This window comes from Streptomyces sp. NPDC054786 (assembly GCF_053611685.1).
Genome location: NZ_JBSHAW010000021.1, coordinates 1 through 14,421, shown reverse-complemented (window position 1 = coordinate 14,421; position 14,421 = coordinate 1). Strand labels below are relative to the sequence as shown.

Sequence of the window (14,421 nt, the reverse complement as noted above, 5' to 3'; positions counted from 1 at the left end):
CGGGTCACTCTAGATGGGGTCCCCGCAGCCGGAAGCGCTGGAGCTTACCGGTCGGGGTGCGCGGCAGAGAGGTGTGGAAGACGATCTCGCGCGGGCACTTGTAGGGCGCGATCCGGGTCTTGGTGAAGGCGCGGAGCGCGGCGGTGGTGTCGTCCCCCTGGGAGACGCCGGGCCGCAGCACGACATGGGCGACGACCACCTGCCCGCGGTCCTCGTCGGCCCGCCCGACCACCGCCGCCTCGGTCACATCGGGGTGCCGGAGCAGCGCGTCCTCCACCTCGGGGCCCGCGATGTTGTAGCCGGCCGAGATGATCATGTCGTCCGCGCGGGCCACATAGCGGAAGTAGCCGTCCGGCTCGCGGACATAGGTGTCGCCGGTGATGTTCCAGCCGTCCCGTACGTACGCCAGCTGCCGGACGTCCGCGAGATAGCGGCACCCGGTCGGCCCGCGGACGGCGAGCAGCCCCGGCTCGCCGTCCGGCAGCGGTGTGCCGTCCGCGTCCACCACCCGCGCCTGGAAACCGGGGACCGGCAGTCCCGTCGTACCGGGGCGGACCGCCCCGTCGGCGGCCGAGATGAAGATGTGCAGCAGCTCCGTGGCGCCGATGCCGTTGATGATCCGCAGACCGGTCGCCTCGTGCCAGGCCTGCCAGGTGGCGGCGGGCAGGTTCTCACCGGCCGACACGCACCGGCGCAGCGAGGAGACGTCGTGCCCGGCGAGCTTGGGCAGCATCGCGCGGTAGGCGGTCGGCGCGGTGAACAGCACCGAGATCCGGTGCGCCGCGATATCGCCGAGCAGCCGCTCCGGCCCGCCCCAGTCGGCGAGAAACGCCGAGGCGCCGGCCCGCAGCGGAAAGATCACCAGCCCGCCGAGACCGAAGGTGAAGCCGAGCGGCGGGCTGCCGGCGAACACATCCTCCGGTTCCGGACGCAGCACCTGCGCCGAGAAGGTGTCCGCGATGGCGAGCACATCGCGGTGGAAGTGCATACAGCCCTTGGGGCGGCCGGTGGTGCCGGAGGTGAAGGCGATCAGCGCGACATCGTCGGCGGAGGTCGCCACGGCCGGATACGGCGCACCGCCGGGCCGGGCGAGCTGCCGCAGATCGCCCGGCCCGTCCCCGCCGAACGTGGTGATCTGCAGCCCCGGCACCTCGGCCTTGGCGAGATCGTCGACCGAGCGGACATCGCACAGCGCGTACCGCACCTGCGCGATCTCCGCGATCGTGGCCAGCTCCTCGGGTCGCTGCGCGGCCAGTACGGTCACCGCGACCGCCCCCGCCTTCATCACGGCGAGCCAGCAGGCGGCCAGCCAGGGCGTGGTGGGCCCGCGCAGCAGAACGCGGTTGCCCGGCAGCACCCCCAGCGGGCCGGTGAGCGCATGGGCGATCGCATCGACCTGGGCACGCAGCTGCCCGTACGTCCAGACCGGCCCGCTCGCGTCACGGATCGCGGGCCGGTCGGCGCCGAGCCGCGCGATCGTGCCGTCCAGCAGCTCGGCGCCGCAGTTCAGCCGGTCGGGGTAGCCCAGATCGGTGAGGTGCGGCCACTGGTCGTGGGGCGGCAGCCGGTCGCGCGCGAAGGTGTCGGCGTGGGCCGAGGGCCGAAGCTCCATGGCGTATGCCCCCTAGGGCGTGTCTTACGGATCATGGCGGGCTCGCGAGGGGGTGGCCGACGAGCGGCCGGGGGAGGGGCGCATGTGGAGGCCGGTGCGGTAACCGGTCGGGATGGCGCGGTTGGCCGCTCGTTCCACGGGTCAAGTACTGCCGTTCGGATCCGTCGTCAGCGTAACGTGTTCGTGACGGCAGTCAACAGACCGCGATAGAGGACCGCTACCAGGGAGCCGCCTCGTGACCGTATTCGCGCTGGGACCGGATGAGCTGGAATGGTGCGCCGAACTGCGCGCGCTGACCGCCGAACGGCTGAGCCCGCTGGCGGAGAAGGGAGAGGAGGGCAGGGTCAACCGCCCGCTTGTCGCCGCCCTCGGTGAACTGGGCCTGCTGCGCCGCCTGTTCCCCGCCGACGGGCCCCTGCGCGCCCTTGACCTGTGCCTGCTGCGGGAATCCCTCGCGCAGGAGTGCACGGAGGCGGAGACCGCGCTGGCGCTCCAGGGCCTGGGGACCTATCCGATCCTGCAGTCCGGGACCGAGGCCCAGCGCGCCCGCTGGCTGCCGGAGGTGGCCGCCGGCCGCGCGGTCGCGTCGTTCGCGCTGAGCGAGCCGGGCGCGGGCTCGGACGCCGCCGCGCTGTCCCTGGCCGCCGAGCCGGACGGCCCCGACGGCTGGCGGCTCACCGGTGAGAAGTGCTGGATCTCCAACGCCCCCGAGGCCGACTTCGCCACCGTCTTCGCCCGTACGGGAGGCGGGGCGGGCGCGCGCGGCGTCACCGCTTTCCTCGTGCCCGCTGACCGGCCGGGCCTGACCGGCGCGCACCTGGACATGCTCAGCCCGCACCCGATCGGCACGCTGGTCTGCGACGGCACGCCCGTGACCAGGGCGGATGTGCTGGGCGAGGTGGACGGCGGATTCGCCGTCGCGATGGCCACCCTGAATCTCTTCCGGCCGAGCGTCGGCGCCTTCGCGGTCGGCATGGCGCAGGCCGCGCTGGACGCGGCACTGACGCACGCGGGCGCGCGCACCGCGTTCGGCGGCCCCCTCAAGGATCTGCAGTCGGTCGGCCACCAGCTCGCCGAGATGGCCACCCGGGTCGAGTCCGCCCGCCTCCTGGTGTACGCGGCCGCCTCCGCCTACGACACCGGGGCCCCGGACATCGCCCGCCGCTCGGCCATGGCCAAGCTGCTGGCGACCGAGACCGCCCAGTACGTCGTTGACGCCGCCGTCCAGATCCACGGCGCCCGCGCACTGCGCCGCGGCCACCTTCTGGAACACCTCTACCGAGAGGTCCGTGCGCCGCGTATCTACGAGGGCGCCACGGAGGTGCAGCGCTCGATCATCGCCAAGGAGCTGTACCGGGAGCGGCCCTGAACTCCCTTGCGGGGCAGGGCCGCTGTCGGTCTCAGCTGTTGGCCTTCCGGACCTGGCCCAGCTTGCACTTGCCCGACCTCGGACCCTGCCCGTCGGGGCTCTTGAGGAAGGTGCCGGACACCGAGGCGGGCCGGGTGGAGCCGGCCGCCACCGCGGCGACGGAAATCTGCGCGGAACCGAAGGCGGCGCCGGTCTCGTCGGTGAACTGCACGGTGCCGTTGTAGGTCGCCGCGCTCTGGGAGTTGCCGTTGGTCACGCTCAGCTTGGCGCTCAGCGTGCCGGCCGCGCTGTCGACCTGGCAGTCGGTGATGCGGATGTCCGACTCGGGCGACGTGGTGGACCCGGCGGTCGGCGAACCGACGCTGCTCCCGCTGGTGGTGCTCCCGGAGCTGCTGTAGCCGCCGCTGCCGGAGCTGCTGTAGCCGGAGCTGCTGTCGCCGCCGCTGGTGCCGGAGCTGTGGCTGCTGCCGCAGCCGCCGCCGTGCGAGTGCCGTGCGCCGGTCAGCGCGACGACCACCAGTGCGCAGGCGGCAACAGCGCGAACATGGCGAAACTTCATGGCGTTTTCTCCCCCGTGGTGGCGGCCGCCCCCGTGGACGCCCGCTGTGTACGCGCACCCATACCCATACGCGCAGCCGATTGGCGATGCGCTCGCCGCCACTGCTTGACGAGCGCGCGTCAGGCTAGCAAGCCGGGGCACAGGCGCCGAATCCCGGCCGACGGGCGGTTGTCAGTGCCGGATGGCAGGCTGAATTCAGAGGATCCGCGAAGGGAATCGTCATGATCACTACTGACTTCGTCCCCGGCTCCCCGTGCTGGCTCGATCTCGGTGCGCCCGATGTCGAGGTCGCAGCGGCCTTCTACCGGGCCGTGTTCGGCTGGCGGTCAGAACCGTACGGCGACCAGGACGCGGGCGGATATACGCTCTTCCGGCTCGACGGGAAGGTCGTCGGCGCGGTCGGCCCGCTCCCGGAGGAGGGCGCCCGCTCCGCCTGGACGATCTACTTCCACACCCCGGACGCGGATGCCACGGTCAAGGCGGTGGAGCAGGCCGGCGGCTCGGTCCGCTCCGCACCGACCCTGGTCGGTGCGGACGACGGCCGGTTCGCCCGGCTCGCGGACCCGCAGGGCGCGGAGTTCGCCCTCTGGCAGCCGGTGCGATACCCGGGCATCGAAGCCGCGGACGGCCCGGGAAACCTCTGCTGGACGGAGTTGTACACCACCGATGCGGCCACCGCCCGGACGTTCTACACGACGGTCTTCGGCTGGCGCACCCAGGACATGCCGCTCCCCGGCGGTGGCGGCACCTACACCCTCCTCACTCCCGCGGACCGCGGCGAGGAGCGGATGTTCGGCGGCCTCATGGAGGTTCCGGCCGATCTGCTCGGCCCCGGCGGGAAGCCGTACTGGCACCCGGTGTTCGCATCCAAGGACTGCGATGCCACCGTCGGCCTGGTGACGGGCAACGGCGGCACGCTGTCCATGGGCCCGGAAACCGCCGAGGGCGTCGGCCGCCTCGCCGTCTGCACGGACCCGTCCGGCGCGGAGTTCGTGGTGCTCACCCCACAGGGGACGCTGTGAGCGTGAGGCGACAGTGAGCGCTTCTCCCAGGTGAGGGACATCGTCCGGACGGCCTTCGAACCGTCTCACGGTCTACGGGAAGTCGGAGTACGCGAGGTGAGCCGCGCAGACCCGGCAGCGGAAGAGATACGCCGTCGGGCAGCCGTCTTTGTCCAGCGAGCCGAGGTAGTGCTCGACCTGCTCCGGCGACCGGCCCCCAGCGCTCGCCTCCTGTCGCAGCATCTCCAGCACCTCGGGGTGAGCGGCGAGTTCGGCGGCCCCGGCACGGCCCAGGAACGCGGCACCGTCACCGCAGTGGAAGAACCACTGGGTTTCCTGCCATGCGACGAAGCCCGGAGTGTGCCTGTCGACCGCCGAGGAGACCTCGATCGGCACGTCGTCGCCCAGACACGTTCCCGTCGTGAAGTGCGCGTCGAACCGTTCGGCGACACTGCCGTTGGCGATGCACCACGGGCACAGCCGGTCCTTGAGGTCCTCGACCGCGTAGACCGGGCCCGTGTAGAGGTACCCGCGTTCCTGCCCACAGCAGATGCAGACCGCATCGGAAGGGACCACCACGCCCGTGGCCACCGGGTCGGGATGGTAGGGGAACTCAGGAAGCATCTCCGTCATCACCAGCGACCGTAACTCCTTCGACGCCGATCCGGCACCGGCCGCCGCCGCGGAGGCGCTTGGGCGGCTTGACGGCGCGCAGGCCCATGCCGGCCTCGACGATGTCCGTTGATTGTCCGGTAAGTGGTTGTTGATCGGCTTAGGCACTCTGCGGCAGTCGGTAAAACGGGGGCGAGACGAGGAACGCGAGTGCTCGAAGAACATGTGACGGTGACCGTGCACGCTTCTGACCCGCTCAGCCTGGCCGGAATCGATGTGCTGCGGCTCATCGCCGAGGGGCTGGACTCCAGGCAGATTTCCGAGAAGCTCGCCTACTCCGAACGCACCGTCAAGAACGTTCTGCACGCCCTGATGACGCGGCTGCACCTGCGCAATCGGGCGCACGCCGTCGCCTACGCACTACGAGAGGGATACATCTGATGAGCTCCGAGGCAGATGCGGGAGCAGGAACGGGAGCAGGAACGGAAGCAGGCGTTGCCGACCCCCGCCCCGGGACGGGGGAGCGGGCATGATTCATGAGGTCGACGAGGCCTTGCGGCGTGTGCTGCGCGAAGGGGCGCTGCCGGACGGTGCGGGGGATGTCGCGTTCGAGGCACCGAACCGCGACTGGGCGGCGCGGCGCAACACCCCCACGCTCAACGCCTGTCTCTACGACATACGCGAGAACGCGGCCCGCCGCGAGCGCGGGGCGGTCGCGGAGCGGGATGCGACCGGCGTGGTGGTGCGCAGACATCAGCCGCCGCGCTGGTTCCGGCTGTCCTACCTGCTGCACACCGCATACGGCACCACGAACGCCAAGCAAGTGGCCATCGCCGAGCTGGAGTTCTTTGGCCCGTCGGCGGGATAGCGGCGGGCCCGCGCCATCGGTCGGCCTCCCGCGCTCAGGCGTGACGTCCCGAAGAAGTCCCACGGCTGCCGCCGCACCCCGCCCAGATCCGCATTCGTGCAGGTCAAACGGGGTGCGGGGGCGCGTGGGGGTCAGATGTCCCGGAAGATCTCGATCTGCGCACCGATCGAGTTGAGCCGCTCGGCCAGGTCCTCGTAACCGCGGTTGATGACATAGACGTTGCGCAGGACGGAGGTGCCCTCGGCGGCCATCATGGCCAGCAGGATGACGACGGCCGGGCGCAGGGCCGGGGGGCACATCATTTCCGCGGAGCGCCAGCGGGTCGTGCCGTCGACCAGGACCCGGTGCGGGTCAAGCAGTTTGACCTGGGCGCCGAGGCGGTTGAGGTCCGTCAGATAGATGGCGCGGTTGTCGTAGACCCAGTCGTGGATGAGGGTCTGCCCCTGGGCGCTGGCCGCGATGGCCGCGAAGAAGGGGACATTGTCGATGTTGAGGCCCGGGAAGGGCATCGGGTGGATCTTGTCCAGCGGGGCCTGGAGCTTGGAGGGGCGGACCGTCAGATCGATGAGCCGGGTACGGCCGTTGTCGGCCGCGTACTCCGTGCTGCGCTCGTGGTCCAGGCCCATCTCCTCCAGGACCGCCAGTTCGATCTCCAGGAACTCGACCGGGACGCGGCGGATGGTCAGCTCCGACTCGGTGACCACTGCCGCCGCCAGCAGGCTCATTGCCTCGACCGGGTCCTCGGACGGTGCGAAGTCCACATCGCGTTCGATGTGTGCGGTGCCGTGGACGGTGAGCGTGGTGGTGCCGATGCCGTCGACGCGGACGCCCAACTCCTCCAGGAAGAAGCAGAGATCCTGGACCATGTAGTTGGACGAGGCGTTGCGGATGACGGTGACGCCGTCGTGCCGGGCGGCGGCCAGCAGCGCGTTCTCCGTGACGGTGTCGCCGCGCTCGGTCAGAACGATCGCGCGCTTGGGGGCGACACTGCGGTCCACCTCGGCGATGTAGGTGCCGTCGGTCGCGGTGATCTCCAGCCCGAAGTGGCGCAGCGCCGTCATGTGCGGCGTCACGGTCCGGGTGCCGAGATCGCAACCGCCCGCGTACGGCAGCTTGAAGTGGTCCATCCGGTGCAGCAGCGGGCCGAGGAACATGATGACGCTTCGGGTGCGGCGGGCCGCCTCGGTGTCCATCGAGTCGAGGTCGAGCTCCGCGGGCGGGATGACCTCCAGGTCATTGCCGTCGTTGATCCACCGGGTCCGCACGCCGATGCTGCCCAGCACTTCGAGGATGCGGTAGACCTCCTCAATACGGGCCACCCGGCGCAGAGTTGTGCGGCCCGCGTTCAGGAGCGTGGCGCACAGCAGCGCCACACAGGCGTTCTTGCTCGTCTTCACGTCGATGCTGCCGGACAGCCGGCGGCCGCCGACCACCCGCAGATGCATCGGCCCGGCGTAGCCGAGCGAGACGATTTCACTGTCGAGTGCCTCGCCGATACGGGCGATCATCTCAAGGCTGATGTTCTGATTCCCGCGCTCGATGCGGTTGACCGCACTCTGGCTGGTGCCGAGAGCCTCGGCGAGCTGCGTCTGCGTCCAGCCACGGTGCTGCCGGGCGTCACGGATGAGCCTGCCGATGCGTACGAGGTAGTCGTCTGCCATGGGGTGACCGTATCTCAGATATGAGATGGATGCGCAATTGAGATCCACGGAGTTGTTCTAGTACTATCCGAACAACTGAGAGGTAGTCATGACGAGTGCACCGCGTTCCCTGCCGTCGTCGGCCGGTCATCGGCGGACCTGGATTGCCGTCCTCCCCTTCGTTGTCGTGATCATGACGCTTGGCGCCCTCTATGCGGGGGCGGCCGGGCGGCTGCCGGACCCGCTCGCCTCCCATTTCGACGGCGGCCGCGCCGACGGCTTCTCCTCGGTGCCCGGCTTTCTGGCCGGATGCCTCGCCGTGCTCCTCGTCCTGGGCGTCGGAGGCGGCCTGTTCGTTCAGCTGCGGGCGCACACCCCTGAGGTGCCGTGGCTGATCGCCGGTTCCTACGCCACCGCCGCCGCGCTCGGCTACGCCATGTGCCGGACGCTGCTCGCCAACGTCGATGCCGCCGACGCCGCCGCCGTCCGGATACCGCAGTGGCAGCTGGCCGTGGACCTCGGTGTGGCGCTGCTCGCCGGGGCGCTGGGGCGGCTGCTCGCCGGGGCGGCACCCCCGCCACCACGGCGGGTGCGAGGCGCAACGCCCCGGCTCGACCTCCCCGACGGCACGACGGCCGGCTGGTCACGCACCATCAGCTCGTCCCCGCTGGTCGTGCTGGGTGTCGTGATGCTCGGCGCCGGGCTCGTCGTGGGCCTCTTCGCCGGCTGGCTCAGCGGCGCCGGACTGCTGCTCGGTGGTGCCGCGGTTCTCCCCCTGGCCTCGGTACGGGTGACCGTCGACCGGCGCGGGCTGGCCCTGTCGCCGGCCTTGCTGCCCTGTCGTTTCCGTTTCCGCCACATCCCCCTGGACCGCATCGCGGAGGCCGGCAGCCGCCGGATCTCCTGCTTCGCCGAGTTCGGCGGCTGGGGCTACCGCATCCGGGCCGGCGGCAGCGGCCTCGTACTGCGCTCGGGTGAGGGCATCGTGGTACGGCTGACCAATGGCAAGGAGTTCGTGGTGACGGTCGACGATGCCGCGACCGCCGTTGCGCTGCTCAATACGTACACGGACCGCGCACGGGCGCGGCAAGGAGGCTGAGGTGCTCTTCCGGGTGGACCCCGGCTCGTCCGTCCCGCTCGGCGACCAGATCGCCGCCTCGGTCCGCGGCGCGATCGCCGACGGCACGGTGGACGCCGGGGAGCGGCTGCCGGCCGCCCGCGCGCTCGCCGCCTCGCTCGGCGTGAACGTCCATACCGTGCTGCGCGGCTATCAACGCCTCAAGGAGGAGGGCCTGATCGAACTCCGGCGCGGCCGCGGTGCGGTGGTCACCGGCGCAGCATCCCCGGCCCGCGTCCGCCTCGGCGAGGCGGCCCAGCGGCTGATCGCCGAGGCCCGCAACCTGGGACTCTCCGACGAGGAGATCGTGACGGTGGTGCGTACGGGGCTGACGGGGCGGTGAGGCGGGCGGGTGGCGGGGCCGGGGCGGGTGAAGTCGGACATGTGCCCTCACCTGGATTTGCGGCGTGATCATGCGCCCCTCCCGCACCGGAGCACCGGCATCGTCGACAAGCTGGCCGGCGACGGCAGCGGCGGCGATCTCACCGGCGGCCGCACCATCGCCGGTACGGGAACGATCGACGCGACGGCAGAAGGCCGGCAAGGTGGGCGGGGCTGCGGGCCGACCTCGAAAGGGCCGTCGCGATGATGACGGGAGCGGCCGGTGGTACACACAGCACCCCGGGAAAGATCCGCTATCGCGTCTGGCGTATCCCGAGAATGTAGGTCGCGGTAAGCGCCACGGCACGGTCTTCGTCATGTGACAGATCTGCGAGGGCACGTGACGCCGTGATCCCCGGGATGTCCGCGAGCGCCTGTGTCAGCCGTCGACGGGCAGACGAGGCAGCGGTGCCGTGGGCGAGGCAGTCAACGAGCCCGGTGGCGATCTGATCCACCCACATGGGATCACTCGCCAGCACGCTCAGTGCATCGGCTGCATCGACGTCATTCGTCTCCTCGACGATCATGTCGATGAGCGTCGGGACCGCGTCGGCCACTCCCCGTGCCCCGAGCGCCAGAGCGGCACACCTGCGGACCACGAGGTCGGAGTTCGTGAGGGCGTCCTGCAGCAGTGCGGTCGCCTCAGCGTTCGGCATCTCGGCGATGGACTGGACGGCACGTTTCCGCACCTCGGCCACCGGTGAGCCGAGGCCCTCCGCCAGCAGCGCCAAGCCGCCCTCGCCCCCTTGCGCCAAAGCCCAGCGAAGGGCTCCGGCGACGTTCGGGTCCGTCTCGCTCAACGCTGCCTCGACCAGAGCCTCCACCGGTACCGGAATCTCTTCCACCGAGGACAGGGCAGCGCGCTGGCGCTTGCCGGCGCTGTCCGATCCCAAGGCCTGGAGGAGTGCCACGATCTGGAGGACGTCCTCCCAGCCTGCGGGTTCCGCGGCACCGATCCGACGCAGTCGCGTGAGCAGCGCCGTCTCAGCCGCGATGCGTTCTCGCGTCTGGCGGATGAGGTCGTCGACGAGCTCCGAGGGCGTGAAGCCGGGGTCATCCAGCGCGCACCCGACTTCACGCAGCGACAGCCCCAATGACCGCAGGCTCTCGATATGGAAGATTCGCCGGATGTCCTCGCCGCCGTACTCTCGGTAGCCGGCCTCGGTACGACCCGTTGGCCGCACCAGGCCGAGCGAGTCGTAATGCCTGAGCATGCGGGCGCTGACCCCGGACCGTCGTGCCACCTCACCGATCAACACTGCCTGTCACCCCTCCTGGCTGGTCGTGCCGAGGGCCATGATGCGTTTCGCCTCCTCGATCGCGAACTCGAATCCGGCATCCGGACCGCGCAACAGCCGTTCCGTGGCGATCGCGTGCCTGCGCACGCGAGGGTCGAGATCCGTCATCGCGGCGCGCAGGGTCGGCATGATCACCTCACCGAGCCCGATCAGCGCCCGGCTGAGGCTCAGCTGCGTCTCACGTTCGCCGCGTCCGAGCTGTGTCGCCAACACTCCGGCCAACTTGGGTTCTTCACCTTCGGGCACGAGCACGACCGCTGCTCGCCAGGCGCTCCGCACCACCTCGTCGTCGGCGTCGGACAGAAGCTCCCGTGTGATCGCCGGCCACGCTTGCCGATCCCCGATCTTGGACAGTGTGTGTAACGCCTGGCTTCGTGCCTGCGCACGCTCCGAGCTGACTTCATGGAGAAGCTCTGGGACCGTCATGGATGCCGAGTGGCGGGTGAGCGCCCACGTCAGCATTTCGCGCACATAGAATTCTGGCTCGCTCGCGCATCGTTCGATGAGCTTGTCGATGAACCGCGGGTCAGGGGTCGTGCCGGCCGCCAGCGCTGCCCGCAGCCGCACTGACGAGCGGCTGTCCGCCAGCCCCTGGAGAGCTCGGGTCGTGTCCGTGTCCTGTTTCGGCATGGTCATCGGGACCACCTCCTGGACACAGCGAAGGCCTTGTCACCGTGTCAAGGTCAAGCGGGGACAGGCAGCGAGATCACCCGGCAACCTCTGTCCACCGAGTTCGGTGCTTGTCACGTCGGATGAGACGTGCGTGACGTGATGAGGCACACCGGGACGCCGACATCACGCAACGTGTCGGGCTGCCACGTCGGCTGCCGTGTCGGGGTACCGCGTCGGGTTCGGAGCCGGAGCAGACGGAACAGCACGGGAAGCGTCGTCAGCCGGTCCCCGGCCGCATCCCGCCCCGGAGAGTGGTCAGCGGCCCGTCGTGACGTGCTCCGGGTGCGCTCCGCACCGGTCAGGGCATGACCTGGCCGCGACGATGTACTAGAGTTATCTCGACATCGAGATATCTGCCGAGAGGCGTACCGCTGCCGCGCCAGTAAGGCATGCCTAACTTAGGCTTACCTTAGCGGATGGGGCAAGAGGCTGTGACGGCAGCATTGCGGCGGTACGCGCGAATTCATGCATGAAGGAGACTGTCGTGTCGGCGAACAGCTTCGACGCCCACAGCACGCTGCAGGTGGGCGACGAGTCGTACGAGATCTTCCGGCTGGACAAGGTCGAAGGCGCCGCGCGTCTTCCCTACAGCCTGAAGGTTCTGCTGGAGAACCTGCTCCGCACCGAGGACGGCGCGAACATCACCGCCGATCACATCCGGGCGCTCGGCGGCTGGGACTCGCAGGCCCAGCCCAGCCAGGAGATCCAGTTCACGCCGGCCCGCGTGATCATGCAGGACTTCACCGGTGTGCCGTGTGTCGTGGACCTCGCGACCATGCGTGAGGCCGTGAAGGAGCTGGGCGGCGACCCGGCGAAGATCAACCCGCTGGCGCCGGCCGAGCTGGTCATCGACCACTCCGTCATCGCCGACAAGTTCGGCACGAAGGACGCCTTCGGCCAGAACGTCGAGCTGGAGTACGGCCGCAACAAGGAGCGCTACCAGTTCCTGCGCTGGGGCCAGACCGCCTTCGACGAGTTCAAGGTCGTCCCGCCCGGCACCGGCATCGTCCACCAGGTCAACATCGAGCACCTGGCGCGCACGGTCATGGTCCGCAACGGCCAGGCCTACCCCGACACCCTGGTCGGCACCGACTCGCACACCACCATGGTCAACGGCCTCGGTGTGCTGGGCTGGGGCGTCGGCGGCATCGAGGCCGAGGCCGCGATGCTCGGCCAGCCGGTCTCCATGCTCATCCCGCGCGTCGTCGGCTTCAAGCTGACCGGTGAGCTGAAGGCGGGCACCACCGCCACCGACCTCGTGCTGACCATCACCGAGATGCTCCGCAAGCACGGTGTCGTCGGCAAGTTCGTCGAGTTCTACGGCGAGGGCGTCGCCGCCACCTCGCTCGCCAACCGCGCCACCATCGGCAACATGTCGCCGGAGTTCGGCTCCACCGCCGCGATCTTCCCGATCGACGACGAGACCCTGAAGTACCTGCGCCTGACCGGCCGCGACGAGCAGCAGGTCGCGCTCGTCGAGGCGTACGCCAAGGAGCAGGGCCTCTGGCTCGACCCGGCCGCCGAGCCCGACTTCTCCGAGAAGCTGGAGCTGGACCTGTCGACGGTCGTCCCGTCGATCGCCGGCCCGAAGCGCCCGCAGGACCGCATCGTCCTGGCCAACGCCGCCCAGCAGTTCTCCCAGGACGTCCGCAACTACGTGGACAACGTGGACGAGGCCGGCATCGAGTCCTTCCCGGCCTCCGACGCCCCCGCGCTCCACCCCAACGGCGGCCCGTCGAACCCGACCACCGTCACCGCCCCCGACGGCTCGACGTACGAGATCGACCACGGCGCGGTCACCGTCGCGGCGATCACCTCCTGCACCAACACCTCCAACCCGTACGTCATGGTCGCCGCCGCGCTCGTCGCGAAGAAGGCGGTCGAGAGGGGCCTGACCCGCAAGCCGTGGGTCAAGACCACCCTGGCGCCGGGTTCGAAGGTCGTCACCGACTACTTCGACAAGGCCGGGCTCACCCCGTACCTCGACAAGGTCGGCTTCAACCTCGTCGGCTACGGCTGCACCACCTGCATCGGCAACTCCGGCCCGCTGCCGGAGGAGGTCTCCAAGGCCGTCAACGACCACGACCTCGCCGTCACCTCGGTGCTCTCCGGCAACCGTAACTTCGAGGGCCGGATCAACCCCGACGTCAAGATGAACTACCTGGCGTCCCCGCCGCTGGTCGTCGCGTACGCCCTCGCCGGTTCGATGAAGGTGGACATCACCAAGGACGCGCTCGGCACCGACACCGAGGGCAACCCGGTCCACCTGAAGGACATCTGGCCGACCGAGGCCGAGGTCAACGACGTCGTGGCCAACGCCATCGGCGAGGACATGTTCAACAAGTCCTACCAGGACGTCTTCGCGGGTGACGCCCAGTGGCAGGCGCTGCCGATCCCGACCGGCAACACCTTCGAGTGGGACCCGCAGTCCACCTACGTGCGCAAGCCCCCGTACTTCGAGGGCATGACGATGGAGACCACCCCGGTCTCGGACATCTCCGGCGCCCGGGTGCTGGCGAAGCTGGGCGACTCGGTCACCACCGACCACATCTCCCCGGCCGGTGCGATCAAGGCCGACACCCCGGCCGGCCAGTACCTCACCGAGCACGGCGTGGAGCGTCGTGACTTCAACTCCTACGGCTCGCGCCGTGGTAACCACGAGGTCATGATCCGCGGCACCTTCGCCAACATCCGCCTGCGCAACCAGATCGCGCCGGGTACGGAGGGCGGCTACACCCGCGACTTCACCCAGGATGGCGCGCCGGTCTCGTTCATCTACGACGCCTCGCAGAACTACCAGGCCGCCGGCACCCCGCTGGTCATCCTGGCCGGCAAGGAGTACGGCTCCGGCTCGTCCCGCGACTGGGCCGCCAAGGGCACCGCGCTGCTCGGCGTCAAGGCCGTCATCGCCGAGTCCTACGAGCGCATCCACCGCTCGAACCTCATCGGCATGGGCGTCCTGCCGCTGCAGTTCCCGGAGGGTGCGTCCGCCGAGTCGCTCGGCCTGACCGGCGAGGAGACCTTCTCCTTCTCCGGTGTGACCGAGCTGAACGACGGCACCACGCCGCGCACCGTCAAGGTCACCACCGACAGCGGTGTCGAGTTCGACTCGGTCGTCCGCATCGACACCCCCGGCGAGGCGGACTACTACCGCAACGGCGGCATCATGCAGTACGTGCTGCGCTCGCTGATCCGTAAGTGAGCAGGGCCGCCGGCAGCTGACCGGCGGTACCGGACGGGCCGCACTCCCCCGGGGGCGTGGGGGGGGGCGGCCCCTCGGCGTTAGGGTGGT

At 70.0% G+C, this 14,421-nt stretch carries 11 protein-coding genes and 2 pseudogenes; 7 read left to right on the top strand and 6 right to left on the bottom strand.

Features of this window, described 5'->3' with window-relative positions:
• Positions 1-4 precede the first annotated feature (4 nt).
• Complete coding sequence (locus tag ACWGI6_RS18830; RefSeq protein WP_453268544.1) at positions 5-1,612, bottom strand: AMP-binding protein; 1,608 nt, start codon at positions 1,610-1,612, stop codon at positions 5-7.
• Positions 1,613-1,847: 235 nt separating this feature from the next.
• On the opposite strand from ACWGI6_RS18830, the gene ACWGI6_RS18825 reads away from it, so the two are divergent.
• Positions 1,848-2,981, top strand: coding sequence for an acyl-CoA dehydrogenase family protein (locus ACWGI6_RS18825; RefSeq protein ID WP_453268543.1), 1,134 nt, complete (start codon positions 1,848-1,850; stop codon positions 2,979-2,981).
• 31 nt (positions 2,982-3,012) lie between these two features.
• On the opposite strand, the gene ACWGI6_RS18820 is transcribed toward ACWGI6_RS18825, so the two are convergent.
• Entirely contained in the window at positions 3,013-3,540 is a 528-nt protein-coding gene (locus ACWGI6_RS18820; protein ID WP_453268542.1) for a hypothetical protein, read from the bottom strand.
• A gap of 221 nt (positions 3,541-3,761) precedes the next feature.
• Between ACWGI6_RS18820 and ACWGI6_RS18815 the strand changes: the two genes are divergently transcribed.
• Complete coding sequence (locus tag ACWGI6_RS18815; protein ID WP_453268541.1) at positions 3,762-4,562, top strand: VOC family protein; 801 nt, start codon at positions 3,762-3,764, stop codon at positions 4,560-4,562.
• Positions 4,563-4,634: 72 nt separating this feature from the next.
• Here ACWGI6_RS18815 and ACWGI6_RS18810 read toward each other — a convergent pair whose 3' ends face one another.
• Positions 4,635-5,174 (bottom strand): CbrC family protein, encoded by a 540-nt coding sequence (locus ACWGI6_RS18810; protein ID WP_453268540.1) that lies wholly within the window; start codon positions 5,172-5,174, stop codon positions 4,635-4,637.
• A gap of 249 nt (positions 5,175-5,423) precedes the next feature.
• Between ACWGI6_RS18810 and ACWGI6_RS18805 the strand changes: the two are divergent.
• Together ACWGI6_RS18805 and ACWGI6_RS18800 are read left to right on the top strand one after the other, a co-directional pair.
• Positions 5,424-5,594, top strand: a pseudogene (locus ACWGI6_RS18805) (response regulator transcription factor); the annotation flags it as partial.
• A gap of 88 nt (positions 5,595-5,682) precedes the next feature.
• A pseudogene (locus ACWGI6_RS18800) lies at positions 5,683-5,961 on the top strand (DUF4255 domain-containing protein); the annotation flags it as partial.
• Between the two features lie 191 nt (positions 5,962-6,152).
• On the opposite strand, the gene ACWGI6_RS18795 reads toward ACWGI6_RS18800, so the two are convergent.
• Positions 6,153-7,682, bottom strand: a complete 1,530-nt coding sequence (locus tag ACWGI6_RS18795; protein ID WP_393903677.1) for a helix-turn-helix domain-containing protein — start codon at positions 7,680-7,682, stop codon at positions 6,153-6,155.
• 88 nt (positions 7,683-7,770) lie between these two features.
• Here ACWGI6_RS18795 and ACWGI6_RS18790 point away from each other — a divergent pair, with 88 nt between their 5' ends.
• Entirely contained in the window at positions 7,771-8,760 is a 990-nt protein-coding gene (locus ACWGI6_RS18790; RefSeq protein ID WP_453268539.1) for a DUF1648 domain-containing protein, read from the top strand.
• A 1-nt stretch (position 8,761) separates the two neighbouring features.
• Positions 8,762-9,121 carry a GntR family transcriptional regulator gene (locus tag ACWGI6_RS18785; RefSeq protein ID WP_453268538.1) on the top strand — a complete coding sequence of 120 codons (360 nt, stop codon included), beginning with the start codon at positions 8,762-8,764 and terminating at the stop codon, positions 9,119-9,121.
• 292 nt (positions 9,122-9,413) lie between these two features.
• Here the strand turns inward: ACWGI6_RS18785 and ACWGI6_RS18780 are convergent, their stop codons facing one another.
• Together ACWGI6_RS18780 and ACWGI6_RS18775 are read right to left on the bottom strand one after the other, a co-directional pair.
• Positions 9,414-10,418 carry a HEAT repeat domain-containing protein gene (locus tag ACWGI6_RS18780; RefSeq protein WP_453268537.1) on the bottom strand — a complete coding sequence of 335 codons (1,005 nt, stop codon included), beginning with the start codon at positions 10,416-10,418 and terminating at the stop codon, positions 9,414-9,416.
• 6 nt (positions 10,419-10,424) lie between these two features.
• On the bottom strand, positions 10,425-11,093 hold the full coding sequence (locus ACWGI6_RS18775; protein WP_453268536.1) for a HEAT repeat domain-containing protein: 669 nt from the start codon (positions 11,091-11,093) through the stop codon (positions 10,425-10,427).
• Positions 11,094-11,613: 520 nt separating this feature from the next.
• Between ACWGI6_RS18775 and acnA the strand changes: the two genes are divergently transcribed.
• Positions 11,614-14,331, top strand: a complete 2,718-nt coding sequence (gene acnA, locus ACWGI6_RS18770; protein ID WP_453268535.1) for an aconitate hydratase AcnA — start codon at positions 11,614-11,616, stop codon at positions 14,329-14,331.
• The last annotated feature ends 90 nt before the right edge of the window (positions 14,332-14,421 follow it).

Bases quoted from the DNA above. Each gene is read 5' to 3' on its own strand.
- ACWGI6_RS18790 (WP_453268539.1), top strand. From the start codon at position 7,771: ATGACGAGTGCACCGCGTTCCCTGCCGTCGTCGGCCGGTCATCGGCGG.
- ACWGI6_RS18810 (WP_453268540.1), bottom strand. From the start codon at position 5,174: ATGACGGAGATGCTTCCTGAGTTCCCCTACCATCCCGACCCGGTGGCC.
- ACWGI6_RS18775 (WP_453268536.1), bottom strand. From the start codon at position 11,093: ATGACCATGCCGAAACAGGACACGGACACGACCCGAGCTCTCCAGGGG.
- ACWGI6_RS18820 (WP_453268542.1), bottom strand. From the start codon at position 3,540: ATGAAGTTTCGCCATGTTCGCGCTGTTGCCGCCTGCGCACTGGTGGTC.
- ACWGI6_RS18815 (WP_453268541.1), top strand. From the start codon at position 3,762: ATGATCACTACTGACTTCGTCCCCGGCTCCCCGTGCTGGCTCGATCTC.
- ACWGI6_RS18795 (WP_393903677.1), bottom strand. From the start codon at position 7,682: ATGGCAGACGACTACCTCGTACGCATCGGCAGGCTCATCCGTGACGCC.
- ACWGI6_RS18830 (WP_453268544.1), bottom strand. From the start codon at position 1,612: ATGGAGCTTCGGCCCTCGGCCCACGCCGACACCTTCGCGCGCGACCGG.